At 69.7% G+C, this 24,337-nt stretch carries 20 protein-coding genes; 6 read left to right on the top strand and 14 right to left on the bottom strand.

Translation table 11 applies throughout. The features are described from left to right. Nucleotides 1-5 precede the first annotated feature (5 nt). On the bottom strand, nucleotides 6-1,172 hold the full coding sequence (locus tag ACIBM5_RS18300; protein ID WP_396007807.1) for a Gfo/Idh/MocA family protein: 1,167 nt from the start codon (nucleotides 1,170-1,172) through the stop codon (nucleotides 6-8). Between the two features lie 617 nt (nucleotides 1,173-1,789). On the opposite strand from ACIBM5_RS18300, the gene ACIBM5_RS18295 reads away from it, so the two are divergent. Both ACIBM5_RS18295 and ACIBM5_RS18290 read left to right on the top strand, forming a co-directional pair. Further along, nucleotides 1,790-2,614: a FadR/GntR family transcriptional regulator gene (locus ACIBM5_RS18295; protein ID WP_396007806.1), complete on the top strand. Its 825-nt coding sequence runs from the start codon at nucleotides 1,790-1,792 to the stop codon at nucleotides 2,612-2,614. A gap of 640 nt (nucleotides 2,615-3,254) precedes the next feature. Beyond that, the gene (locus tag ACIBM5_RS18290) at nucleotides 3,255-4,298 is read left to right on the top strand and encodes an enolase C-terminal domain-like protein (protein WP_396007805.1); all 1,044 of its coding nucleotides are present in this window, start codon (nucleotides 3,255-3,257) and stop codon (nucleotides 4,296-4,298) included. Between the two features lie 149 nt (nucleotides 4,299-4,447). Here ACIBM5_RS18290 and ACIBM5_RS18285 read toward each other — a convergent pair whose 3' ends face one another. From ACIBM5_RS18285 to ACIBM5_RS18270, 4 genes are all read right to left on the bottom strand, one after another. Beyond that, the gene (locus ACIBM5_RS18285) at nucleotides 4,448-5,455 is read right to left on the bottom strand and encodes an aldo/keto reductase (RefSeq protein WP_396007804.1); all 1,008 of its coding nucleotides are present in this window, start codon (nucleotides 5,453-5,455) and stop codon (nucleotides 4,448-4,450) included. Nucleotides 5,456-5,685: 230 nt separating this feature from the next. Then, the gene (locus ACIBM5_RS18280) at nucleotides 5,686-6,513 is read right to left on the bottom strand and encodes a carbohydrate ABC transporter permease (RefSeq protein ID WP_396007803.1); all 828 of its coding nucleotides are present in this window, start codon (nucleotides 6,511-6,513) and stop codon (nucleotides 5,686-5,688) included. Between the two features lie 2 nt (nucleotides 6,514-6,515). Continuing rightward, nucleotides 6,516-7,514: a carbohydrate ABC transporter permease gene (locus tag ACIBM5_RS18275; protein WP_396007802.1), complete on the bottom strand. Its 999-nt coding sequence runs from the start codon at nucleotides 7,512-7,514 to the stop codon at nucleotides 6,516-6,518. Continuing rightward, nucleotides 7,514-8,806: an ABC transporter substrate-binding protein gene (locus ACIBM5_RS18270; protein ID WP_396007801.1), complete on the bottom strand. Its 1,293-nt coding sequence runs from the start codon at nucleotides 8,804-8,806 to the stop codon at nucleotides 7,514-7,516. Before ACIBM5_RS18270 ends, ACIBM5_RS18275 begins: the two co-directional genes overlap by 1 nt. Nucleotides 8,807-9,702: 896 nt before the next feature. Between ACIBM5_RS18270 and ACIBM5_RS18265 the strand changes: the two genes are divergently transcribed. From ACIBM5_RS18265 to ACIBM5_RS18250, 4 genes are all read left to right on the top strand, one after another. Continuing rightward, a complete protein-coding gene (locus ACIBM5_RS18265) occupies nucleotides 9,703-12,051 on the top strand; it encodes an Ig domain-containing protein (RefSeq protein WP_396007800.1) in 2,349 nt (782 codons plus the stop codon). 194 nt (nucleotides 12,052-12,245) lie between these two features. Beyond that, on the top strand, nucleotides 12,246-13,535 hold the full coding sequence (locus ACIBM5_RS18260; RefSeq protein WP_396007799.1) for an AGE family epimerase/isomerase: 1,290 nt from the start codon (nucleotides 12,246-12,248) through the stop codon (nucleotides 13,533-13,535). Then, a complete protein-coding gene (locus tag ACIBM5_RS18255) occupies nucleotides 13,504-13,650 on the top strand; it encodes a hypothetical protein (protein ID WP_396007798.1) in 147 nt (48 codons plus the stop codon). The genes ACIBM5_RS18260 and ACIBM5_RS18255 overlap by 32 nt, the downstream gene beginning before the upstream one ends. Next, nucleotides 13,647-14,555: a carbohydrate kinase gene (locus ACIBM5_RS18250; RefSeq protein WP_396007797.1), complete on the top strand. Its 909-nt coding sequence runs from the start codon at nucleotides 13,647-13,649 to the stop codon at nucleotides 14,553-14,555. Before ACIBM5_RS18255 ends, ACIBM5_RS18250 begins: the two co-directional genes overlap by 4 nt. A 641-nt stretch (nucleotides 14,556-15,196) precedes the next feature. On the opposite strand, the gene ACIBM5_RS18245 is transcribed toward ACIBM5_RS18250, so the two are convergent. The 9 genes from ACIBM5_RS18245 to ACIBM5_RS18205 all read right to left on the bottom strand — a co-directional run bounded on the left by ACIBM5_RS18245 (nucleotide 15,197) and on the right by ACIBM5_RS18205 (nucleotide 24,326). Then, on the bottom strand, nucleotides 15,197-16,186 hold the full coding sequence (locus ACIBM5_RS18245) for a DUF6301 family protein (protein ID WP_396007796.1): 990 nt from the start codon (nucleotides 16,184-16,186) through the stop codon (nucleotides 15,197-15,199). A gap of 240 nt (nucleotides 16,187-16,426) precedes the next feature. Continuing rightward, entirely contained in the window at nucleotides 16,427-17,260 is an 834-nt protein-coding gene (locus ACIBM5_RS18240) for a hypothetical protein (protein WP_396007795.1), read from the bottom strand. A 271-nt stretch (nucleotides 17,261-17,531) separates the two neighbouring features. Further along, nucleotides 17,532-19,055, bottom strand: a complete 1,524-nt coding sequence (locus ACIBM5_RS18235) for a M1 family metallopeptidase (protein WP_396007794.1) — start codon at nucleotides 19,053-19,055, stop codon at nucleotides 17,532-17,534. A gap of 152 nt (nucleotides 19,056-19,207) precedes the next feature. Next, nucleotides 19,208-19,516, bottom strand: coding sequence for a hypothetical protein (locus tag ACIBM5_RS18230; protein ID WP_396007793.1), 309 nt, complete (start codon nucleotides 19,514-19,516; stop codon nucleotides 19,208-19,210). Between the two features lie 188 nt (nucleotides 19,517-19,704). Then, the gene (locus ACIBM5_RS18225; RefSeq protein ID WP_396007792.1) at nucleotides 19,705-20,301 is read right to left on the bottom strand and encodes a hypothetical protein; all 597 of its coding nucleotides are present in this window, start codon (nucleotides 20,299-20,301) and stop codon (nucleotides 19,705-19,707) included. 298 nt (nucleotides 20,302-20,599) lie between these two features. After that, on the bottom strand, nucleotides 20,600-21,292 hold the full coding sequence (locus ACIBM5_RS18220; protein ID WP_396007791.1) for an N-acetylmannosamine-6-phosphate 2-epimerase: 693 nt from the start codon (nucleotides 21,290-21,292) through the stop codon (nucleotides 20,600-20,602). Nucleotides 21,293-21,294: 2 nt separating this feature from the next. Next, nucleotides 21,295-22,302, bottom strand: coding sequence for an ROK family protein (locus ACIBM5_RS18215; protein ID WP_396007790.1), 1,008 nt, complete (start codon nucleotides 22,300-22,302; stop codon nucleotides 21,295-21,297). Next, on the bottom strand, nucleotides 22,299-23,234 hold the full coding sequence (locus tag ACIBM5_RS18210) for a dihydrodipicolinate synthase family protein (RefSeq protein WP_396007789.1): 936 nt from the start codon (nucleotides 23,232-23,234) through the stop codon (nucleotides 22,299-22,301). Before ACIBM5_RS18210 ends, ACIBM5_RS18215 begins: the two co-directional genes overlap by 4 nt. Before the next feature lie 141 nt (nucleotides 23,235-23,375). After that, nucleotides 23,376-24,326, bottom strand: coding sequence for an oligopeptide/dipeptide ABC transporter ATP-binding protein (locus tag ACIBM5_RS18205; RefSeq protein ID WP_396007946.1), 951 nt, complete (start codon nucleotides 24,324-24,326; stop codon nucleotides 23,376-23,378). Nucleotides 24,327-24,337: the final 11 nt, after the last annotated feature.

Raw genomic sequence — 24,337 nt, 5'->3', positions numbered from 1 at the left:
CAGGCTCAGACCTGACCGTTTGCGAAGTACGCGGTCACCGTCGGATCCACGGGATCGATGCCGATGGCCCTGCCTCCGTCCCGTAGTGACATGGTGGCCGCGTAGCCGGCGGCCACCGCCTCGCGGGCGGCCACCGGCGAGGTAACGGTGGCCCCGCCCTTCCGCACGAACTCCAGGAACTCCTCGACCAGCACCGGATCGGCGCCGCCGTGCGTGCCGGGCGGGGTGTGGACACGCACCACCAGGTCCGCCAGGGCGCGGTATTCGGAACGGCGGTTCCATACCCGGACCTCCGCGCCCTCGGTGTCGCCGAAGTTCTCCAGTCGCCCCTCGGTGCCGATCACGGTGTAGTTGCGCCAGGTGTCCGGGGTGTAGTGGCACTGCTGGTAACTGGCGAAAACGCCGTTGTCCAACTGCATCTGCATCATGCTCAGGTCTTCCACGTCCACCACCGGGTTGACGGTCTGGCTCAGCGGCGGCCAGTTGTCCATCGAAAGCCACTCGGTCATCCGCTCCCCGCGGCGCTCGCGGCGCGAGGTGATGTCGCCGTAGACCGTCAGTGCGCCCATCGCGTTCACCCGCCGGGTGTAGCCGCCGGCCAGCCAATGGATGACGTCGAGGTCGTGGGCTCCCTTCTGAAGCAGCAGGCCGGTGGTATTGCGTCGATCGGCGTGCCAGTCCTTGAAGTACCAGTCCCCACCGTTGCCGACGAAGTGGCGGCACCAGACGGCCTTGACCTCGCCGATGGCCCCGCCGGTGATCAGCTCACGGATGGCCACCACGACCGGCATGTGCCGCATGTTGTGGCCGACGTACAACGGCGTCCGGTGCTCTCGGGCCGCCGCGAGCAGCCGATCACAGCCCTCGGTGGTGATCGCCATCGGCTTGTCCACGAACACCGGGACACCGGCCGCGAGGAAGTCCAGACCGATCCGCTCGTGCGTGTGATCGGGCGTCAATATGAACACGCCGTCCAGTCCGGCATCGAGCAGCTCGTGATGATCCGGGGCGGTTTTCACCCCTGCGCCGAAGCGTTTCTCGGCAACCGCGAGCATCCGCGGATCACGGTCGCACACCGCAACCACCTCGGAGCCCGAGCCGGGCCGATGAGCCGACTCGACCAGATCACTGCGAGCGCCCAACCCGATGACGCCGAGCCTGATGTCGTCCAACGCGCTGTCCTTTCGAAGGATTTCGGGGAGTCGTGGGTGCCCCCGGCCAAGGTGATGCCCTGGAGAAGGTGCCGCTCGGGCGGCATGCCGCGACGCTCACCGACGTGGAGGCCATGGGCGACCCGGCGGTCGGCGTCGAACAACCGGAGAAGGGTTGCCTCGGAACCCGGCAAGAGGGGCCGTCGGCGGTAGGGGCGGTGCGGAATGGAGGCGATGGCGGTCGCTCGCCACGCGCTGCAAGGCTTGGTTGTCGGTATCCGTCGCGGATCTCGTGGTCGAGCCGGACTGGCAAATCCCCTGCTGCCCTGCCGAATGTACATGGGGACATCCCATCCGCGCTACGCTGGAAGAGCGATAAGTCAGATACATATCGCCCCTTGAGGTGGAAGCGCGCCGGCTTCCCCGGGCTCCCCGTGCGGGTTGCACGGGGTCGAGATGGACGTCCGAGGCTGTGTCACGGCCGCACGAGAGCAATACCGCGTAGTCACCGGTCAGGGGGTGCGATGCGACCGGGACGAGCAGGGTCTTCGGGCTGCCGGATTCTGGCACCATGGATCTGAATGTGATTCACTGACTACGAAGCGTATGATATATCCGAAACATAGGTCGCCATCGAGGTGTGGTCGGCAGACCGGCGGCCTCATGAGGGAAGCGAGAGAGAGTCGTTGACCCATTCAGAGAAGATCTCCGCGCCCACGCAGTCGACGGGCACGGTGCGGGCTTACCGCCCCGGATACGAGGTCGCCGCCGAACGGGTCCTCGAATACGTCGTCCAGGCGGGGCTTCAGCCCGGTGACCGGCTGCCCACGGAGAAGGACCTTGCCGACGAGGTACAGATGAGCCGGACCGTGGTGCGGGAGGCGGTGAAGATCCTCTCGGCCCTCGGCCGGCTGTCCGTGCAAAAGGGCCGCGGCATCTACGTGGCCGAGCCCGAGCAGTCCTCCTGGCAACAGTCGCTCGCCAACTTCCTGCCTGCGGACCTTCGGCAGGTCGACGAACTCTTCGAGTTCCGCCGCCATCTGGAGACCACCGCCGCGAGTCTGGCCGCGCAGCGAGCCACTCCCGCACAGGTCAAGGCGATACGCGAAGCCGCACGGCAGTCCGCCCATGCGGCGCAGCAGGGCGACATCGATGCTTTCACCCGCGCCGACGACGCTTTTCACACCGGCATCGCGGCCGCTGCCGCCAATATGTTCTTCGCCTCCACCGTCGACGCGATGCGACGTCTGCAGCAGCAGGTCATGGCCATCGGACTGGCCGGTGTCGCCGGCGGGTCCCTGCAGGTGGCCGCGTCGCAGCACGAGGCCATCGCGGAGGCCATCGCCGGCGGCGAAACCGGCCGCGCCGAAACACTGATGGCCGAACACATCGACATGACCGCCCGGCAATTCCAGCAGGAGATCTGGCGCCGCGTCGTACCGAGCGACGACGGCCGCCCCTGAGCAGGCGCGCGCCGGGCATTCGGCCCACCGGAAGTGGTCGAGCAGCAGGCAGCCGGTGAGCAGCCGCGTGCCGGGCGTTCGGCCGACAGCGCAGCACCACCGCCCCGTTCGGCCCGCCGCCCGCGGAGCGATCCCGGGTGAGTCGTGCGGGCGTAGCGGGGCAGGGCCGATCCAACGGTCGTGAGCACACGGCATGGTGCGAGATGGATCGCATACATACCGGATACTTACCGGATCCGGGAAACCGAACCGTGCCACCGTTCCCCAAGACCCGCCACAGCTGGGAGGGGGCCGGTACCGGCCGCCTCGAACCCCTCCCCGCGCAGACGTCGCGCCGGAAGAACCCCACCCGGACGGGGAAGAGACCGCGCTTGTCGAACCTGGCGTCGAGATTTTTGATGTGATTTACTGATCCAGCATCACATCATATATCGGAGATATATGATGGCCGCCAGGGTCGCGTGACGACGGGCAGCCTCAGGGGCACGTGAGGGAGTGCCGTTGCCCCCTCGGAGCACGTCTCCGCGCCCGCATACGACGTCGCTGCCCTACGCATCCTCGACGATGCCGTCGGGGCTGGACTCCGGCCCGGCGACGACATCCACTCCGGATCCCGGGCCTCTAGCCGTGAAGGACATCCATGCAAATCATCGATGTGACCGTGGAATTGGTCGATCTGCCCGCTCAGCCGCCGTTTCGCTGGCGTGCCGGGCTTCCGGGTTCGGAGCCGGCGGTGGTGGGCGGAATCCTGCGCGTGCACACGGACGAGGGCCCGGTCGGCGAGGCTCACACCAGGCGCGGAGTGATCGTCGCCGACCTGGTCGCCCGCCGCATCCGCGAGGACCTCATCGGTCGCGATCCAATGATGCGCGAGCTGCTGTGGCACCGGCTGTGGGAACTGGACCGGATCGAGGAGCTTCCGATCTATGCCCTCGGCCTGGTCGACGTGGCGTTGTGGGACCTGGCCGGCAAGGCGACCGGGCAACCGGTCCACCGGCTGCTGGGCAGCTACCGCGAGGCCATTCCCGCCTACGCGAGCACGGTCACCTTCGGCAGCGTCGAGGAGTATCTCGACGTCGCCACCCAGTGCCTGGAACTGGGCTACGTCGGCATCAAACTCCACGCCTGGGGCGACCCGAAGGCGGACGCGGACCTGTGCCGGAAGCTGCGCGCGCACGTCGGCGACGACGTCCCACTCATGTACGACGGCTCCGCCGGATTCGACCTCGCCGACTCGATCCACCTCGGTCACGTGCTGTCCGAGGCCGGCTACCTCTGGTACGAGGAGCCCATGCGCGAGTTCAGCGTGACCGCCTACCGTCGGCTGGCCGAACGAGTCGAGGTCCCGCTGCTGGTCGCCGAGACCTCCGACGGCGCGCACATGAACGTCGGCGACTTCATCGCGGCAGGCGCGGCCGGGCGGGTCAGGACGAGTGCGCAGTACAAGGGCGGGATCACCGGGGCAATGCGCATCGCTCATCTGGCCGACAGCTATCAGCTGCGGGCCGAGGTGCACGGCACCGGAGTGGTCAATGCCCACCTGTGCATGGCGATATCCAACACCACCTACTACGAGTCCCTGGTGTACACCAACCCCGTGCAGCGCGAGCCGGCGGTCGACGCCGACGGGCTCGTCCACGCCCCCACAGCCCCCGGCATCGGCTTCGACCAACCGGGCTGGTGACGAGCCCGTGATCGCGGCAGATGACGACGGGGAGGGCGGGCGCAGGTGCGTCCGCCCTCCCCGTCGTCATCCGTCTGCCGCGCGGCGGAGATCAGCCGCGGCGGGCCGAGGGTCTCCGGCCACAGCCGGCACGGACACGACGATCCGGGTCAGGGGCGGCCTTCGTCCCGACACCGGTCGGGTACCGGCGCGTTCCGGGGCAGCAGGCCCCGAGAACGCAGCGCGAGCCACATGTCCGGGGGGATGCGATGCTTCGTCATCGCGGCGGCGTCCACCACTTCGGCAGCGGTGCGCGCCCCGACCACGACACCGGCGACCGCCGGATGGCCGAGCGGGAACTGCAGTGCCGCCGCGCGCAGCGGGACCGCGAATTCCTCGCACACACTCCTCAGCGCCAGGGCCTGTTCCAACATGCGTGCGGAGGCGGGGGCGTAATCGAAGGTCGCGCCCGGCTTGGGATCGGCCAGCAGGCCCGAGTTGAACACGCCGCCCACCACGACGGACACCCCCCGGCGCTCGGCCTGCGGCAGGAGCGTGGCCAGCCCGCTCTGATCGAGCAGGGAGTAGCGGCCGGCCAACAGGACCACATCCACGTCGGTGTCACGGATGAACCGCGCAGGCATCTCGACCTGGTTCGTGCCGACGCCGATCGCGCCCACGGTGCCCTCCGCGCGCATCCGCTCCAGTTCGGGGTAGGCGTGGTCGAGGGCCTCCCGCTCATGGTCGTCGGGGTCGTGCAGATAGACGATGTCCACCCGTTCGAGGCCGAGCCGGGTGAGGCTCTCCTCTATGCCGACGCGCATGCCGCGAGCGGTGAAGTCCCATACCCGTTGGTGGGTGGCCGGGACGGCGAAGCCGTTCGCCCGGTCGTCGGCGTGCGGTCCGGTGAGTGGGCGCAGCAGACGACCGACCTTGGTGGAGAGCGTGTAGCGGTCACGCGGCCGGGTGCGCAGGGCCGCTCCGAGGCGGCGCTCCGACAGGCCCAGACCGTAGTGCGGGGCGGTGTCGAAGCTGCGAATCCCACAGGCCCAGGCGGCTTCGACGGTGGCGGCCGCGTCCTCGTCGCCGATCGCGTGGAACAGGTTCCCCAGCGGAGCGGCGCCCAGCGACAGTTCGCCGATCGCCGGGGCCGAGCGCCCGAGTTCTGTGCTGCGCATGAGTTCGGATCTGCCTCTCGCTCGAGGGCCTCGGCCGCACTTCTCGGAACCGTCGTCCCCGCGGCCGGGCCGGGTGCTTGGAGATCGGGCTGCGGCAGGCCGGCACGGCACAGGCTCTGCCCGGTCGCCGGCGGCGCGACCGTCACCCACCGCGTGACCGTGCGCGATGGTGAGACGGCACAACGGGGCGGGGGCCGTGGAAGCCCCCGCCCGTTGTGCCGCTCCACCGGTCAGCCCTTCGTTGCTCCGCCGGTGAGGCCCTTGACGAACTGTTTCTGGAAGGCCAGGAAGAACACCAGGATGGGCAGCGTCGCCAGGAACATGAGGGCGAAGACCGAGCCGTAGTCCGCCTGGTGTTCGCCGATGGAGCGATAGATGCCGACGGTCACCGTGGTCCCGGCGGCCGGGCCCAGGATGATCAGCGGGTTGAGGAAGTCGTTCCAGATCCAGACGCCGAGGAAGATCAACACGCTGGACGATGCCGGTCGCATCAGCGGAAAGACCACCTGCCAGAAGGCACGGAAGGCACCGGCCCCGTCGATGGCCGCCGCCTCCTCGATTTCACGGGGGATCGTCTTGGCGAATCCGGCGAAGACGAAGACTCCGAACGGCATGTAGTAGCCGACGTACGCCAGGATCAGCCCGGGCACGGTGCTCATGAGGCCGAGCGTCCTGAGCACTTCGGTGATCGGGGTGAGGATGACCGCCGGCGGCACCATGAGGCCGCACAGCAGCGCAACCATGGCGACCTTGGCCAGGACGCCGGTCGACCGGGCCAGGTAGTGGCCGAGCATGGCGGAGATCGCGGTGACGATGAGGATGGAGATCACGGTGACCTCCGTGCTGTTCATCAACCCGTACCAGAAGAGGTGGTCCGGTCGGGACAGCACGCTCCGGATGTTGTCCAGGGTCGGCGGGGCGGGGAGGCCCACCGGGTTCGACACGATGTCCGAACCGTCCTTGAAGACGTTGACCAGCACGAGGTAGATGGGCAGGAAGAACAGGATGCCAGCGAGCAGCGCGGCAGCCGGACGGAGCCAAGCCCTGGGTTTGTTCATGATCAGGAAGACACCTCGCGTTTTTGCAACAGGCCGAGCGCGATCACCGACACCACCGCGACCATGACCAGCATCGCCACGGCCATCGCAGAGGCGTAGCCGATGTGGTTGCCGTTGAACGCGGTCCGTACCACCTCGAAGGCGAGGGTGGATGTGGTGCCCGGGCCGGGGCCGCCGTTGGTGAGGACCTGGACCTGGTCGTACGCCTTGAACCCGCCGATCAGCGACATGACCGTATTGATGGTGACGGCGGGCGCCAGCATCGGCCAGGTCACATGACGAAACCGCAGCACCGGTCCGCAGCCGTCGATCGATGCCGCCTCCTGCAACTCCTGCGGGATTCCCTGAAGCCCCGCCAGATAGATGACCACACAGAACCCGAGCCCTTGCCAGGCGATGACCCACGAGACCGTGTAGAGGGCGAGGTTCGGGTCGGAGAGCCATCCCGGCGGATGACTCGTCCCCAGCCGACGCAACATGGAATTGAGCAGGCCGTCGTCGACGAGGATCGCCTGCCAGATCACGCTGACCACCACGGCGCTGAGGACGACCGGGACGAAGAACACGCTGCGGAGCACGTTGTACAGCCGGCCGCGTCGATCCAGGAGCAGGGCGATGGCGAGCCCGCCCGCGTTGGTGGCGATGGTCACGATCACCGTGACCAGGACGGTGTTCCCCAGCGCCGTGAGGAATTCGTCGTCCGAGGCAAGGCTCGTCAGGTTGTCCGCCCCCACCCACCGGGTCGGCGGATTGAAGGGGTTCTTGTTGGTGAGGCTGTAGCCGATCGTGATGCAGATGGGCACGAGCACCAGGGCCAGGTAGACGAGCAGGCCCGGCGCCGCGAAGAGGGTGAAGCGGCTCAGTTTGTCCCGCGAGCGCGCCCCTCGGGACCGATGCGGCGACCGCTTCGGCACGGTGGTCGGCGGCCCCTCACCCGCTACGCCCGAATCTTCGAGCGTGGCGGGAAAGCGTGCCGGTCGGGTGAGGGTACGGATGCGCATTACCGGGTGGCCTTGTCCCATTGCTCATCCATGTAGGTGCCGAATTGCGAGGCTGTCATGCGACCGCTGAGGAGGTCCTGGACGCCCGCCGCGGCCTTGTCGGCCACGCCCGGCGGCAAGGAGCCGTCGCCGGTCTCCTGGGAGAACGAGTTGACGATGCCGCCGGCGCTCTGGGCCTGCCGATATGCCGCCACGGTCTCCTTGTAGACGGGTCCCATGTCGGCCGGGGCCGTGTAGCCCTTGATGTCGATGATGAGCCCGTCGGCCTTGACGCCGGCGTTGAGGTTGTCCTCGTCTTCCATGAAGGCCTTCGCCCAGGTCTTGGCGAGTTCCACGTCCGGCGCCTTGGAGCTCACCGTCATCCCGCCGCCCGTGGCGCTCGGAAGCGCCGGCGTTCCCTGGTCGGTGGGCCACGCGAACACACCCGTGTCGAAGCTCGGCTTCTTTGCGTCGGCGGAGGCGGAGAACCAGCTGCCCATCGGGTACATCGCGCCCTTGCCGTCACGGAAGGCCTGCTCGGTGTCCGAGTAGGAGCGTGACAGCCCCGCCCGGTCGATGTAGCCCTTGCCGGCCAGGTCGGCGACCTTCTGGGCGGCCGTCACGAAAGCCTTGTCGGTGAACTTGACCTTGCCCGCGGTGCGTTGTGCAAGCCAGTCCGGCGTCTCCCGGTAGACCTCACCGGCCACGGTGCAGATCAACGGGAACATGTCGGCCCACGAGTCCTTGCCGCCACCGCCGACGACGAACGGATTGATTCCCTTCGCCTTCAACTTGGCACTGTCGTCGAGCAGCTCGGCGTAGGTGCGCGGCGGGGCATCGATACCGGCCTCGGCGAAATCGCTCTTGTTGTAGTAGACGAGCGTCGTCTGGGTGGCATAGGGCAGTTGGTAGACCTTCCCGCCGTACGTGTTGGCGCGGGGCTGGGCGTACTTTGCGAGGTCGGTGTCCGACCATTCCGCCAACTTGCCCGCCTGGGCGAATCCGGCGGGATTCAGGCCGATCATGATGTCCGGGAACTGGCCCGTACTGTCCAACTGCTTCGCGTATCCGGTGCGGTCGGAGCTGGGTGCCACGAGCTTCTTGATGGTGACCCCGGGCACCTTCGCCGAGGCACGCGCTATCGCCGCATCCCAATACTTCGCATCGAGGTTGGGTGTTTCGAAGGTGAGGAAGGTCAGGGTGCGCTTGTCACCTGACGACGCATTCCCGCTGGTGCTGCCCGCCGTGCATCCGGTCAGTGCGAGCGCACCGACGAGGGCGACGGCCCCCAGGAGTTTCGCATTGCTTGTCATGTGTCTCTTCCCCTGCCCGTCGATGTCGGAGGCGGTGGTGTGTCGGTGCCTGTGTCGTTACGATGACGAGATGGGGCCCGATCCCAACCGTCCGTCACATCCGTCCCATGGTTCGGACTCTTCCGAGAGTCCTCGTGCGCTCGTCGGCGACCGACCGAATGCGCCCTGAGCCCGAAGGCCTTCGAGTATCGAAGTCCTCCGACGGAAGTGTCAAGAGATAAGACCCAACTATGCCGCCTCGCCTGCCTTATAGATGCGATACATCGGGGTTAGCCGAGGTTCGGCCGGCGGCGCCGGGGTCGGCATCGAGGGAACCGACACGCAGGTGCGGACCCCCCGATGGACCCGAGGGTCCGCTCCGGCAGCGTGTCCGGCCACGGGGGCGACGGTTGACGGAGCGCCTCGTCAGCCCGCGCCAACGCCGCGTCGTCGCATCCGGCAGCGCGCTCCGACTGCCGTGCGGCGTCGCACATCTCCACCGGCCGGGTGGATGTGGCGCTCATTGCCGACGGCCGGCCGGGCTCGACCTCAGCGAAGTGCCGGCGCTCGAACCCGGATAGATCCGAACTAAGTCTTGACTGGCTCGTCGGTCGGCTGCACCCTGGATCGCACTTGCGCCGGGCATCCTCCCGGAAAAGGCAGGCATTTCACGTAGCTGCGGGAGCGTCGGCTCGACATCTCTCGCCCGCGCCTCTGCTCGAACTCCTTCAAGAGTACGAACTATCCGGGGGATGCCATCCGTCGTCCCCACGCGGGACTCCCGACCCCATGCAGCTGCACCACGAACGGATCAGCACGTACCCGCTTCGTCGAGAACTCCTTACCGAGGGGCAAATATGGACAGACGCCAATTCCTGATTGCCAGTGGCCTGACTTCGTTCGCGACGGTGGGGACGATGGGACTCACGGCCTTCCCCGCTCAGGCGGAGCAGGCAACCACCGATGATGCGGTGTCCACCGAAGGGGCGTCCCGGCAACATCGGATCACTGCGGGCTTCCTGTCGGTGGGCGTCGACAGCGGTGGTCGGGTGCGCAGCCTGTTGGATCTGCGCAGCGGCACCGACCATCTGGCGGCGGGCATTTCGGTGCCGCTGGTCAGCGTGGTGGCCGATGGCCGACAAGAGGTTCCCACCGGGGTGAGGGTCTCGCCGCGCGACCGGCGAGTGCTGGTGTTCACCGGCGACAGGGTGACGATCGAAGTGAAGGTCGTCGGATTTCCGACGTACTCCACCCTCGAGGTGACCGGCCTGACCGCGGCCCCGGGTGTGGATGTACAGACATTGTTGTGGGGGCCGCTGCCGACGAAGATCACCCGGACGATCGGGGAGACGGTCGGGATGGTCTGCGACGACGCCATCGCCGTGGGGATGCGCCCGCTCAACGACAAAACCGTGGGCGGGTGGCCGAACGAGCACCTCGCCTACGGGTTCGGCCCGGATCTCGTCTGGAATCCGTACGGCCTGCAGACCGGCGAGAAGGACGAGTGGCTGGCGAGCAATGTCGCAGCCAAGACGAAGTGGGGCAGCGTGCTGCGCGCCACCACCTACGATTACAGCCGAGAACGGGTCCGGCAGCGCACCAATGGCTACGAGATCCCGCTCGGACCGCTGCCCGGTCCGGAAGGTCGGATCGTCGGGTCGAAGATCGCGCTGTTCGGCAGTGCGCCGGATCTGTCGCTCACCGTGCTGAGTCGGATCGCCCAGGAGCACGGCCAGGCATACCCGACCCTCGACGGCCAGTGGCAAAAGGTGGCCCAGCGCACGTCGCAGTCCCACTTCTGGGTCCACGATCTCAATACGAGCAACGTCACCGCTGCCGCCCGGTTCGCCCGGCAGGCCGGGATCAGGAACATCTACGCCATCGCCGGCGACGGTCCCTGGGCGTCGCACGGGCACTACCAATTCAACGGCGCATTCGGCGGATCCGACGCGGCAGCGGCCCAGTTGGTCGCCACCGCGGGGCAGGAGGGCATCGAGGTCGGCGTGCACACCCTGTCCGACTTCATCGACGCCCACGACCCGTACGTGCAGGCCCCGGCCGACCCGCGACTGTCGGTGGGAGGAAGCGTCCGACTGACCCGAGCACTCGGCTCGTCGGACACCACGCTGTACGTGGACGCCGACCGCCCGCTGGGACCCGGCGTCGACGGCCAACGGCTGCGGATCGGCGACGAGTTCATCACCTATGGCGCCGTCACCAAGGTCGGTGGCACCGAGTGGCAGGTGAGCAACCTGCGGCGGGCGCAGTGGGGATCGGCCGCGCAGTCCTATCCGGCCGGTACCCGTGCCACCCGGCTCATCCAGAACGGCTACGGCGGCGCGATGGGCGGGCTCCCGATCATCGACGAGATAGCGACGCGGCTGGCCGGCGCGTACAACGACACCGGCATCCGGGCCACGTCCTACGACGGGTTGGAATCGGCGGGCTACACGGGCTGGGGCGGTTACGGCTTCGCGCGCCTGGTCAACGGCGTCCACCGGCAGCTCGACAACGAGGAGTTCGTCACCGAATGCAGCAACCTCTCGTCCAACACCTGGGATGCCCAGTCCCGGGCCAGTTGGGGCGAGATCGGCAGGACGGACTACGCCCAGATCCTCCGCAGCAACACGTTCTACCGCGCCAACCACCTGCCCGGAATGATGGGACAGCAGGGGTTCTCCGGCAGTGACAGCCTGCAGAAGATCGAAGTCACCATGGCGCGCGCAGCGTCCCTGAACGCCGGCATCAACTTCGAGACCAGCGTGCAGAGCCTCGCGTCCGGAACCAACACCGCCGTCCTGCTTCAAGCGGTCAAGACGTGGGAGTCCGCACGCGGGGCCGGCGCCTTCACGGCGGACCAGAAGAGGCAGTTGGGCGACCCGAACACGTACTGGCACTTGAGCGAGGTGACCCCACATCAGGAATGGTCGCTGCAACAGGTGGACTCGTCCGGTCGACCCATCGGCGAGCCACAGCAGGTCAAGGCGCCGACGCCCGGCTTCATCACACCCGAGCCACCCGATGCCCGGGTCGGTGTCCTGTACGCGTTCAAGGTGACCTCCAGCACGCCACAGACCATCCGCTACGAAGTCACCTCCGGCAGCCTTCCGCGCGGACTCACCCTCAACAAGGACACCGGCGGCATCACCGGCGTGCCCGCCTCTCCCGGCATCGGCAAGTTCACCATCACCGCCCGCAACGGAGGAGGCATCCCCGACGCCAGGATCACCTACCGGGTGAAGACCACGCCGCCGAGGAAACCCTGAGGACGCTTCGCGCCACCGGTGATCCACCGCAAGCGCGAAAGGCCGCCGACTCACGGCGGTTTCCGAGGGTCGTCGCCCACCGCGCCGGAAAGCGTGTGGGACCGATCGTCGACGGCCCTCCGAACGCGCCCGCACGCACGCGCCCTTGCACAGACCTGAAGTGATGCGCCGACGGGAATGAGAGCGGACACGACATGAAGGTTGAATCGCCGAGCACACCCGGCCAACCGGGCCGACTCGACGCCGAGTTGCGCCGCCTCGTGGGGTTCGCGCGGGGCGCGCGACTGGCCGGCGGGGGGTTCGGGTGGCTCGACGATGCCGGCGTGCCCGCGCCGGACGGCGCCGTGCACACCTGGATCACCGCCCGAATGACGCATGTGTTCGCCCTCGCCCATCTGGCCGGAGTGCCCGACACCGGTCCCTTGGTCGATCACGGGGTGGCCGCGCTGTCCGGCCTGCTGCGCGACGGCGAACACGGCGGTTGGTACCCGGCCGTCGACCGCGACGGCCGTCCGCTCGCGACCGAGAAGCGCGCCTATGACCACGCCTTCGTCGTCCTCGCCGCGTCGAGTGCGGCCGTGGCCGGGCGCCCGGAAGCCGCGGAACTCCTCGCCGAGGCGTCGGAGATCGTCGAGCGCCGGTTCTGGAGCGAGACCGAGGGTGCGTGCGTCGAGTCGTGGGACCGGACCTGGACGACCTGCGAGGCGTATCGCGGCGCGAACAGCAACATGCATGCCGTGGAGTGCTTCCTGGCAGCGGCCGACGCCACAGGCGAGGACGTGTGGCGTGGCCGAGCACTGCGCATCGTCGAGAAGGTCGTCCACGAGCATGCCCGCGGCAACGACTGGCGGCTCGTCGAGCACTTCGACCCGTCGTGGCGACCGACGTACGGGTACAACCGGGCTCGGCCCGACGACCCGTTCCGGCCGTATGCCGCAACCGTCGGTCACTGGTTCGAGTGGTCCCGCCTCCTAATCCAGTCGGCCGCCGCGCTGCCCGGCTCCCCGACCTGGCTCCTCGACGACGCCGCCGCACTGTTCGCCGCCGCGGTCCGCGAGGGCTGGCACGTCGACGGCCGCGCGGGCTTCGTCTACACCGTCGACTGGGACGGGAAGCCGGTCGTCCGCACCCGCATGCACTGGGTGGTCGCCGAGGCCGTCGCGGCGGCCGCGGCCCTGCGCGATGCCACCGGCGACCGTTGCTACGACGACTGGTATCGAACCTGGTGGAGTCACGCGGAGACCTACTTCCTGGACCGGGCCCGCGGCAGTTGGCACCACGAACTCGACCCGGGCAACCGGCCCTCGGCCACGGTGTGGTCCGGCAAGCCCGACGCCTACCACGCCGTGCAGGCGACGCTCCTGCCCCGATTGCCGGCCGCGCCGTCGGCCGCCGAGGCGCTCCGGCGCGGACTCCTCGACCGGACCGCCGACGCCGACGCCCGCGGTGACGATGGTGACGCAGGACGCGTTCGGGCTCGGTGAGCCGGCGGCCCGACTCCTGTTCCGACGACTGGAAGGCGACAAGACACCGGTGCAGCACATCATCCACATACGGACCGGGCTCATCCCGCGCGGTTCCGGAGAGGTACGCCCGTGATCACCGTGGTGGGCGAGGCGCTCGTCGACCTCGTGTACGCGGGCGGCCGTGTCCCGGTGGCACATCCGGGCGGGAGCCCGGCCAACGTCGCCGTGGGACTGGGGCGGCTCGGCGCGCCGGTCCGGCTGATCACGGCGTTCGGACGCGACCCGTACGGCGCCTTGCTCGCCGACCATCTCGCGGCGGGCTCCGTCGCGGTCGCCCTGGGCTCCGTGCACGACGGCGCGACGAGTGTCGCCCGCGCCCGGGTGGACGCCTCCGGGGTGGCCTCGTACGACTTCGACGTCACGTGGGAACCGGCCCCGACGGCCTCCGCGACCGGCTCCCTGTGTCTGCACACCGGTTCGATCGCGGCGACGCTCGCACCCGGGGCGTCGGTGGTGCGGTCGCTCCTGGAACGGGCACGGGGGCGAATGACCGTATCGTACGACCCGAACTGCCGCCCGTCCCTGATGGGCGACCCCGAATCGGCCCGGATACGGATCGAGTCGCTGGTCGCGCTCGCCGACATCGTCAAGGTGAGCAGCGCGGATCTCGAATGGCTGTACCCCTCCCGCGACGTCGCCGATGCTGCACAGGACTGGCTGGCCCGGGGCCCCGCCATGGTGGTGGTGACGCTCGGCGCAGCAGGCGCTTACGGCGTCTGTGCCGCGGGCTCGACGTCCGTTCCGGCGGTTGCGGTCACCGTCGCCGACACGGTCGGCGCGGGCGACGCGTACACCTCGGGACTGCTCGACGCGCTCTACCGCCGTGGCCTCCTGGGCGTGCGGGAGTCGGGCAGCGTCGCGAGCCCCGAACTGCTGGCGGACATCCTCGCCGAGGCCTCCGTGGTATCCGCGCTCACCTGCGCCCGTCCGGGTGCCGACCCTCCCACAGCACAGGAGGTACGCGCGTTTCACCGGTAGGAATCACCGCGTCCTCGGCTGCGTACGGTTGCGAGGAAGCCGTCCAGGGCGTCCGCGACGGTCGCGGGCGAGTCGAGCGAAATCGTCAGCGGGATGCTGCGGGCGGGATGGTGGGCTCGGGTCGGGGGAGCATGTCCGGCTGTGGTGCCGTCCGGTTCGTGAGGAGTTGGAAGGAGGCAGCGCGTCGAAGTCGGTCAGGACCTGGCGGACGAGCCCCTTGAAAGGTGAGCGCCATGACCACGCAGACTTCCTCCAAGCCCCTGGCCGGCCGCATCGCAGTCGTCACCGGCGCCTCCAGCGGCATCGGTGCCGCGCCGGAGTGGCCGGCCGGCTCCAAGGAGACGGCGGAGTGGCTCACGCCCCAGGACGTCGCCCGGACGGTCGGCTTCATCGCCACCCCTGCTGCCCCGGGTCAATCTGCAGCAGGTCACCGTCATGCCCACCGGTCAGCCCGGCTGACCGTGCCATGCCGCAGGCCGCCGCCCTCGCCCGAGGGCGGCGCCGCCCGGCTCGGGCCGGGGATCCCGGCCGCCACGTCGACGGCGCGGCAGCGCAGGCGGGTTCGTACGGGAGCGTTCACCGTGTCTCCGCTCGGGGCAAGCTGCGGCGTCCGTCGGCGTTCCGGGCCCCGCCCGGGTCGCTCACTCTCTCGGCAGGCCCAGCCCGTACAGGTTCAGCATGCAGTCGCTCCTGTTCAGCCACGCCGTGTGGCGCAGATCATCCAGGCGTACGTCGTGCGCGCGCAACGTGTCCACCACCATCCGGGCCGCGGGTTCGGCGTCCCGGCGCTGGGGGTGTGGGACATCGGATTCCAGGAAACCGTCCTCGGGGCCGACCTGCCAGCCCAGTCCCGCGAGCGTTTGCGGGTCGAGCGTCCCGATGCTCGCCTCCATGTGCAACAGCCGAGCGTTACAGATCAACTGCACCACCCGTGGGTCGTCCTCGTCCGCGGCCGGCCGCATCACCAGGACCAGCTCCTCGTCCAGCCGGCCCATGTCCGTCACCATCTCCGCGAGCGTCTGCCTCAACCACTCGCCGAACTCCTCCCAGGTCCGGGCCCGATGACCACCGGGTATGAACGCGCCTTCCATCCCCGCGTGGCCGTTCCCGAAAGCCTGCCACACCCCCAATTCCGCGACGGAGTCGTCGCGTTCGCTCCACTTCGAGAGCTGGTACTCATGGTTCTCGACCACTGCCGCCGACAGCAGCTGCAACTGCACCGCGTCTGTCGTCCACTCGATCTCCAGGAGAGTGTCAGCGCGGCGCCAACGCAGGACCGGTCCGGGCCCGCGCCGGATCGGAGCGGGCCCGTTCCAGGTCTCGGCCGCCTCCCTGGCCGCCTTGAAGACCGCTCCCAGAACGGCCTCGTCCTCGGTGTTCGCCAGCTCGCACTCCAGCGAGGTGAAGCAGCCTTCGCGCGGCGACCCGTGGACATGCCCTTGGTTGGCGAAATTCCACCCGTCCGGCAGCGGCCCGTCGAACCTCAGCCCGCCACCGTCGTCGGAACGAAGCACCCACCCCAGTCCGGCGGTCGCGCGCTCGACCGCGCTCCGGTCCCACTCGCCCATGTCCAAGGCGTGGAACCGGGAGACCAGATCCTTGATCTCGGCGTCAGTCAGTCTGATCGTCATGGACGCAGATGCTACCGACGGACACCGACGCCCATCCGGGTCCTCGTGCAGGCCTTCACGCGGCGGAGACTCCACCGGTCCGGCCCCTGGATTCCAGGGTACGCAAGGTTCCGACGCGAGACGCGACCCGTCCTCGGCCTGTCGGCCTCGGGCGGGTCGCGGGTGCGGACGCCGGTCGCGGATCGCGGGTCGTGTGTCGCCTTCCGCCACCGCGAGGATCGGTTCGGGCGCAGACGGGGTTCAGCCCGCGGCGGGGGTCTCGCCGGTCAGGGTCGGCAGGTTGACCGTGGTTTCCGGGCCGGGAGCGGTGACGGTCACCGGCTTGTTGTGTTCGCTCCAGTCGATCGTGCCGCCGTCAGTGGGGCTGTTGTTCTCCATGCGAACCGGGGCGGGATCGCCCTTCGCCGGTACGTACAGAAGAGTCTCGCCGCCCTGCGGATCACTGTCCGCAAAAACGATCATGCGCTTGCCGTTCACGTCCGCTTCCGGACGGCGTTGGACGGTGGGGCCCCAATCGCTCACGGCCGAGCTGATGTCGCCCAGGTCCGCGATCGCGGTGATGTCCTTGAACCTGGGGTCGTCGGCCTTGAGCTTGACGTGCTTGTCCTGGAGCAGGGCGACCACGTTCGGGTTGGTCATCTTCGCGCTCTTGGTCCAGAAGTCCGCGCCGGCCTTGAGGTACATGTCCGGGCCCAGTCGCATCACTTCGACGGTCTGACCCGAGGCGGTCAATGTCCCGGAGTAGTTCTTCGTGGCGTTGTCCACCCGCAGGTCCAACCGGGTCTCGCCGTTCTTGCTGCGCACGGTACCCACGGTGTGCACCGTCTTGGTCGCGGCTGCCGACTCCTGGACCTTCGTACGCAGCGCCGCGTCGTCGAGCTTGGTGTTGTCGCCCTCGCCCGAGCCCGGGTTCTTCCCGGGATCGGTGCTCGACGTGCCGGGCAACGGTGCGGCCGTATCACCCGCCGGGGCGGTCTCCTTGTCGTCCTTCGAGTCGTCACCACAGCCGGCGAGCAGCAGAAGTCCCGCGACGGAGGCTACCGCCAGACCACGGGTCCGGGTATTCACACTCATGCTCATTTTATCTCCCACATCGGTCACATCCGATCGCAAGTAACCCGCTGCTGCCCGCAGTTCGAGATCACATGCCGACCGATGGGCCGCCCGTTTCGCGCGTGGCCCGGTGCCGCGCCCGTGGCGGAACCGGACCCGCATCCGACCCACCGGCACGTGCGACATCTCGTCGCGCACGCAGGGCGATGTCGGGACGTGACGACGTCGCGGCCCGGCCCTCCGCTCGTCTGCGGAGGGCCGGGCCGTTCGGGAGTTCGGGTCGGACGAGTCGTCAACCCTTGTGCTCGTGCACCGTGTTGGTCTCCTGGATCTTCTTCCAGGACCTCGGCTCCGGCAACACGTTCGCCGTGCCATTCGGCGCCGGACCCCGCTTCGCCGGGCCGGGCGTGGCCACACCGGCCGACCCCGCCGCGGGCTTCGCCGCCGTGAACAGCCAGGTGTCGAACAGCTCGCCCAGCGGCTTGCCGGAGATCCGCTCCGCGTACGCCCGGAACTGCTCGATGGTGGCGTTGCCGTACTTGCGCTCGGTGGGCCACCCCTTCAGGATCCGGAAGAACTTCTCGTCCCCGACGGCGTTGCGCAGCGCCTGCACGGCCACCGCGCCGCGGTCGTAGACCGCACCGGCGAACTGATGGTCCGCGCCCGGGTCGCCCGGCTTGATGGTCCAGAACGCATGGTCGGCCGGGTAGAGGTTGTAGACGTAGTCGGCCAGCTCCTGGGCCGTGCCCTCGTTCTCGTGCTCGGACCACAGCCACTGCGAGTACCGGGCGAAGCCCTCGTTCAGCCAGATTTCGCTCCAGCGCTGCACGGACACGCTGTCCCCGTACCACTGGTGGGCCAACTCGTGCACCACGACGGAGGTGTTGGAGCCTCGGGCGAACTGCGCGGGGCTGTAGAAGATCTGCCCCTGGGTCTCCAGCGCGTACCCGGTGGGCACGTTGGGCACGTAGCCGCCGACCGTGCCGAACGGGTACGCGCCGAAGTAGCCGCTCAGCCAGTCGACCAGTTCGCCGGTCCGCTCCACACTGGCCTGCGCCGCGCCGGCGTTGTCGCCCAGGTCCTTGCTGTACGCGGTGATGACGGGCAGCCCGCCCGGGGTGGTGTCGGTACGGATGTCGAACCTGCCGATCGCCAGCGTGGCCAGGTAGGTGGCCTGCGGCTTGGTCTGCCGGTAGTTGTAGCGGGTCCAGCCGGCCCGCGAGCTCTGGGTCGAGGTGCCGTTGCTGATCACCTGGGTGCCGTCGGGCACCTGTACGGAGACGTCGAAGGTGGCCTTGTCGGTCGGGTGGTCGTTGCTCGGGTACCACCAGGCCGCACTTTCCGGCTCGTTGGCGGCGACGCCGCCGTCGGGGGTGCGCAGCCAGGCGGACTGGCCGCCGCGCTCGACCTCGCCGGGCTTGTCGGCGTAGCGCACGACGACGGTGATCCGGCTGCCCTTGGTGATCTCCCGGGCCGGGGTGATCTCCAGCTCGTGCTCACCGGTGCCGGCGAACTCGGCGGTGCGGCCGTTGACCAGCACCTCCTTCACCTTGAGCACGAAGTCGAGGTTGAAGCGGGTGAGGTCCTGGGTGGCGGTGGCCAGGATCGTGGTGGTGCCCTCTAACTCGTCGGTGGTGGGCTGGTACTTGAGCCGGATGTCGTAGTGCGAGACGTCATAGCCGCCGTTGCCGGCGGTCGGGTAATAGGGGTCGCCGATGCCCGGCGCTCCCGGGCCGACCGGGGCGGCGGAAGCGGGGACGGACAGGAGCAGGGCGAGCGCGCCGGAAGTGGCAGAGACGATCAGCCTCTTGCGCACAGTGGACCTCCACAGGGTCACTGGGACAACGGTCGGATCGATCCTTGTCCCGACGGAGCCCGTCCTACGCCCGAACGACCGGATGTTCGCGAGAAGAAGGCGAGCCGACATGGCGGTGACGGCACGGCGAGGGGCAGTCGACCTTCGGCCGCTCAGGCCGACGGCCGCAGACCCAGGTCCAGGTCCAGGTCCGGGTCGAGGTGCAGCAGGCCGGGCACCAGGTCGTCGAGCCCGACGAGGTGGCGGCGGGTGCGGGGGGCCGCCCGGAGTGCCGGGGTGAACGCGCCGACGTCGGTGGGCTCGGCGCGGTCGGTCACGGCCGGTTCGGGCCCGGTGACGTGATCGAGGATGTGGCGGTGGCGTTCCCGGAGTTCGGCGTCCGACCGCGCGGCCCGGAGCGGGTCCAGTACCACCTTGACTCTGTGACCGTCGCCGTCGCGCCATTCACGGATGACCCACATGGGGTTCACCTCCGAGATCATCGGCCCTGCACCGTACTGCGCGCCGGTGACACCGGGAAGATCTTTTCCGACTTCCGAGCACCGCCCCCGTCGCGTGCCGGACGCGTCACCCTCGGCGGACCGGACTCGCCCGGTCGGCCGGGTCGGGTCGGGCCCGCCGGGTCGGGTCGGCGTCCGAGGGCTCGGCCTCAGGACATGAAGCCCACCACCCCTCGCCCCTCGCTCGCTCGTGCCGCGCGCAGCCAGCCCGCGCACTCCTCGACCGCTTCGCGTACGTCGTCGTCCAGAGCGGCCAGTTGCGCCTCGGTCACCGCTTCGAACTGCGTGAGCGCGGTGACGCAGTCCGCCGGGGACCAGACTCCGTGGCCCGGCAGGTCGGTGCGTGGCAGCGGGGCGGGCAGCCCGTAGCCGAACTCCGAGACCTGCACCGCTGTGATCCCGAGGGACCGGAGTGCCTCGTCCACGTGTCCCAGCCACGCGAACCTGAACGGCGAGTAGCTGTTGCCCCACTGCCGCCGCCCGTGAAAGGCGCAGATCATCCGGTACGCGTAGCCGTACTGGAACGTGTGCGTCTCGTTGAACGGTCCGCCGTCGACCACTGCGGTCAGCGCCTCGTACCGCGTCGGCGCCCCGGCCTCGATCTCGCTCGCGAAGTAGTCGTCGTCCTGCGCCATCTCCTGCTTGAACCGCCCGCCGATGGCCCGCCGCACGCGTACGTCCCGCGATCCCACCACCGCACGCGTGACCTCGGGATCGACGACAAAAATGCTCAGGGAAAGACTCATACCGCCAAACCTAACCACCCCGAACGACACGTTCGGCCTCGTCCCGTCCCGTCCCGTCCCGTCCCCGGCCCGTCGCCGGCCCGGCTCGGAACGGGACCGCACGGGCGAGCACACACCACGGCGGGTGCCCGCGCCGCCGCGACAACGCAAGGGCCCGGCGGCCCCACATGCGTAGCGACCGGTGCGGCCGGTCTCGCGCTGCTCGAAGTCAACGACCCCGGAGCCGAGTTCGGGCGCGGCCGATCTCGCGCTGCTCGAAGTGGTCGGCTCGGAAGCGGAGTTCGGCGCGAACGATCCCCTATCGGTCCCGGTCCGGCAGCGCCTCGCGGAAGCTCGTGGTGATCCACGCCGGTACCGTGATCGCGGTGCCGACCACCACCGCGTGCGCGCCGGCCGCGATCGCCGCCGCCGCGTCGGCCGGGCGGTGGTAGCGCCCCTCGGCGATCACCGGGACCTCCATCCGTGCGGCCAACGTCTCCACCAGGGCCAGGTCGGGGCCGGGCGTTCGGGCCCTGCCCCCGGTGTAGCCGGCCAGTGTCGTCGCCACCGCGTCCGCGCCGGCCGCCTCGGCGGCCGACGCCTCGTCCTCGGTGGACACGTCCGCGAGCACCAGCGCCCCGACGGCGTGCACCGCGCGCACCGCGTCGGCGAAGGTACTGCCGTCGGGCCGGGCACGGGTGGTGCCGTCGATCGCGACGATCCGCGCCCCCGCCGCTGTCACCGCCACGGCGTGGGCGGCGGTCGGCGTGATGTACACGTCCGCGTCGCCGTCCTTCCACAACCCGATCACCGGCACGTCCACGGCCGCACACACCGCCTCGACGTCGGGGATTCCGCCGATGCCACCGCAGCGGATCGCGGCCGCGCCGCCCTCCACGGCGGCGCGTGCGATCGCCGCCATGATCGCCGGGTCGCGCAGCGGGTCGTCCGCGCGGTGGACCTGGACCGACACGATCAGGCCGCCGCGCAACGGCTCGAGTAGGTGATGCATGGTCACATCCGTTTCGTTGCAGAGGAGTTGTCGGTTTCGTCCGGATCCACGAGAGCCGTCGACTGGCCCGAACCCGCCGAAACGGTCGAGTCGTTCCCGTCGACGGCGATCGTCAGGTCCTCGGGCAGCAGGGCCGCACCCACCAGGGGCGCGTCCAGCCCCAGTGCCGCCGTCAGCACCGGGATCGTGCGCAGGGGCGGCAGGACCTCGGCGCGCAGCGCGTCGGCCAGCGGATCGGTGAAGCGCGGCCCGATGCCCGCCACCCCGCCGCCCACGACCAGCGCCTGGGGGTCCAGCGCGCTCACGAGTCCGGCGAGGGTGCGTCCGAGGGCGACCGCGGCCTCCTCGATCACCGCGCCGGCGCGGGACTCCCCCGCGTGCGCGCGGCGGGCGATCTCACGCAGGTCCACCCCGGGCGCGCCGTACGCCGCCTCGATCGCGGGCCCGGACGCGACCGCCTCCAGATGCCCGGTGCGTCCGCATGCGCACGGCCGTGCCCGTACCGGCCCGGCCACGCTCAGGTGGCCCAGTTCGCCCGCGACTGCGCGTGCGCCGCGCACGATCCGGCCGCCGAGGGCGAGCGCGCCGCCCACGCCGGTACCGACCGACACGTACAACACCGCGTCGTTGCCGATCGCCGCACCGCGGCGCAGTTCGCCCAGGGCCAGCACGTTGACGTCGTTGTCCACCAGGGTCCGCAAGCCGGACGCGGACTCGACCGCGTCGCCCACGGGGGTGCCCGCCCAGCCGGGGAGCAGGTCGGTCGCGAAGCGCACGGTCCCGGTTCGGGTGTCCACGGCACCGGGCGCTCCGATGCCCACGCAGGCCGCGTCCGGGGCGAGTTCGCGCACCAGGTCGATCACCGCCGCCAGCACCCGGTCCGCGCCCGCCGCGGCCGGGGTCGCCCGCACGCGGCGGCCGGTGACGCTCCCGTCGCGCCACACCAACCCGGCGGCGATCTTCGTTCCGCCGATGTCGACCCCGATCCGGGGCCATCCCGGGATGGTCATGCCGCGAGCAGGCCGGCCCGGACCAGGTGGGCACGCACGTCGGCGACCTCGGCCGCGTTCAGCGGGATCTGCGGCGCGGCGGTCGCGGGGCAGTCGATCACGCCGAGCAGGTGCAGCGCGGCCTTGAACGCACCCAGCGCCGACGATCCTCGCCCCATGCGCGCCGGCGCGCCGGCGTCGACCAGGCCGAACAGCGCGATCAGACGTTCCTGTTCGGCCTTGGCGGCATCCCACTCGCCCGCCGCGGCCAGGTCCCGCAGCCGGACGTAGCCGTGCGGGTCGACGTTGCCCAGCCCCGGGACCACGCCGTGCGCGCCCATCCGGAAGGCGGTGTCCACGGTCAGCTCCGAGCCGGTGAGCACCGCGAAGTCCGCGACGTCGGCGGTCTCCAGGAGCAATCGGCGGAATCCGCCCTCGTCGCCGCTGGAGTCCTTGACCGCCTGGATCACCCCATCGCGGGCCATGGTCGCCAGTTGCGCGACGCCGAGCTTGGTGTGCACCGATACCGGCAGGTCGTAGGCGACCACGGGCAGGTCGGTGACGGCACGCAACATGCGAAAGTGCGCGTCGATCTCGGCCGGGTGGGTGCGGGTGTAGAAGGGGGCGGTGGCCACCACTCCGTCCGCGCCGTACTTCTCGGCGGTGCGGATGTGCTCGGCAACCCGCAGTGTGGCGGTGTCGATCACGCCGGCGACCACGGGCACCCGGCCGGCGACGGCACCCACCGCGATCTCCAGGACCCGGGCCCGGTGCGCATCCGGCAGGAACGCGACCTCGCTGGTGGAGCCGAGGACGAACAGGCCGTCCACGCCGGCGTCGAGCAGGTGCGCGATCAGTCGCTCCAGCGAGGGGGCGTCGACCTCCGACTCGGGGGTCAGCGGGGTGCAGACGGGGGGTACGACGCCGCGAAGTGCGGTCGGCGACGGGGTCATGCGGTTCAGAGCTCCTGGCGGTGAAAGAAAGTGGCGGAAAAGCGGAAGGGGGACGGAAAACCGAGCGGGCCGAGAGGTCGCACGGACGACGGAGGACCGCGGAAACGAACGACGGCGGGCCGCGACAGGGCGCCGCGAGGGTCACATGGGGTGGTGACAGCGGAAGAGGTGACCCGATTCCGCCTCGCGCGGCTCGGGCAACTCCTCGGCGCAGGAGTCCGTCGCCTTGTGGCACCGGGTCCGAAACGGGCATCCGCTGGGCGGATCGACGGCGGAGGGCAGGGGTCCGGTCAGGGTGATCCGCTCCGCGGAGTCGAGCAGGCTGGGCGTGGCCGAGAACAGGGCGACCGTGTAGGGGTGCCGCGGGGCGGCGGTGACCCGCGCGGTCGGGCCCTCCTCGACGACCCGGCCCAGATACATGACGGCGATCCGGTCCGCCAGGTAACGCACGGTCTGGATGTCGTGGGAGATGAACACCAGGCCCAGGCCGAGCCGGTCCTTGAGATCGCGGAGCAGGTTGAGGATCTGCGCGCGCACGGACACGTCGAGCGCCGAGGTGGGTTCGTCGGCGACGATCACCTCGGGTTCCAGGACCAGTGCGCGGGCGATCGCCACGCGCTGGCGTTGTCCGCCGGACAACTGTCCGGGCAGTGCCTCGGCCGCGCTCGGCGGCAGGCCGACCAGGTCCATCACCTCGCGCACGCGCGCCTCGCGTCCCTCCCTGGTGCCGCGTCCGTGCACGTCGAGGGGGTCGCGCAGGACGCGGCGTACGGTCAGGCGTCGGTTCAAGGCGGTGGAGGCGTCCTGGAAGACCATGCCCAGGGCGCTGCCGAATTCTCTCTCGCGGCGCTTGGCGGGCATCTGCCACAGGTCCTGGTCGTGAAAGCGCACGACGCCCGCGGTGGGCTTTTGCAGTCCCACCAGTACCCGGGCCAGGGTGGACTTGCCGCAGCCCGATTCGCCGACGATGCCCAGCACTTCGCCGCGGCGGACGGCGATCCGCGCGCCGGTGAGGGCGTGCAGGTGTGCCCTGGCGAAGAGTCCGGCGCCGGCCACGGTGTGGGTGACGTCCACGTCGTGCACCGAGAGCACGGTGGGTCCGG

This window comes from Embleya sp. NPDC050493 (assembly GCF_044458105.1).
Classification (GTDB): Bacteria; Actinomycetota; Actinomycetes; order Streptomycetales; family Streptomycetaceae; genus Embleya.
The sequence above is the reverse complement of the archived record's forward strand: the minus strand, read 5'-3'. Positions and strand labels throughout refer to the sequence as shown.

What these genes read in the sequence shown, in the direction of transcription:
- ACIBM5_RS18215 (WP_396007790.1), bottom strand. Translation starts at nt 22,302, where the DNA reads ATGACCATCCCGGGATGGCCCCGGATCGGGGTCGACATCGGCGGAACG.
- ACIBM5_RS18285 (WP_396007804.1), bottom strand. Translation starts at nt 5,455, where the DNA reads ATGCGCAGCACAGAACTCGGGCGCTCGGCCCCGGCGATCGGCGAACTG.
- ACIBM5_RS18230 (WP_396007793.1), bottom strand. Translation starts at nt 19,516, where the DNA reads ATGTGGGTCATCCGTGAATGGCGCGACGGCGACGGTCACAGAGTCAAG.
- ACIBM5_RS18290 (WP_396007805.1), top strand. Translation starts at nt 3,255, where the DNA reads ATGCAAATCATCGATGTGACCGTGGAATTGGTCGATCTGCCCGCTCAG.
- ACIBM5_RS18265 (WP_396007800.1), top strand. Translation starts at nt 9,703, where the DNA reads ATGGGACTCACGGCCTTCCCCGCTCAGGCGGAGCAGGCAACCACCGAT.
- ACIBM5_RS18255 (WP_396007798.1), top strand. Translation starts at nt 13,504, where the DNA reads ATGGTGACGCAGGACGCGTTCGGGCTCGGTGAGCCGGCGGCCCGACTC.
- ACIBM5_RS18225 (WP_396007792.1), bottom strand. Translation starts at nt 20,301, where the DNA reads ATGAGTCTTTCCCTGAGCATTTTTGTCGTCGATCCCGAGGTCACGCGT.
- ACIBM5_RS18210 (WP_396007789.1), bottom strand. Translation starts at nt 23,234, where the DNA reads ATGACCCCGTCGCCGACCGCACTTCGCGGCGTCGTACCCCCCGTCTGC.
- ACIBM5_RS18245 (WP_396007796.1), bottom strand. Translation starts at nt 16,186, where the DNA reads ATGACGATCAGACTGACTGACGCCGAGATCAAGGATCTGGTCTCCCGG.
- ACIBM5_RS18280 (WP_396007803.1), bottom strand. Translation starts at nt 6,513, where the DNA reads ATGAACAAACCCAGGGCTTGGCTCCGTCCGGCTGCCGCGCTGCTCGCT.
- ACIBM5_RS18220 (WP_396007791.1), bottom strand. Translation starts at nt 21,292, where the DNA reads ATGCATCACCTACTCGAGCCGTTGCGCGGCGGCCTGATCGTGTCGGTC.
- ACIBM5_RS18275 (WP_396007802.1), bottom strand. Translation starts at nt 7,514, where the DNA reads ATGCGCATCCGTACCCTCACCCGACCGGCACGCTTTCCCGCCACGCTC.
- ACIBM5_RS18240 (WP_396007795.1), bottom strand. Translation starts at nt 17,260, where the DNA reads ATGAGTGTGAATACCCGGACCCGTGGTCTGGCGGTAGCCTCCGTCGCG.
- ACIBM5_RS18260 (WP_396007799.1), top strand. Translation starts at nt 12,246, where the DNA reads ATGAAGGTTGAATCGCCGAGCACACCCGGCCAACCGGGCCGACTCGAC.
- ACIBM5_RS18270 (WP_396007801.1), bottom strand. Translation starts at nt 8,806, where the DNA reads ATGACAAGCAATGCGAAACTCCTGGGGGCCGTCGCCCTCGTCGGTGCG.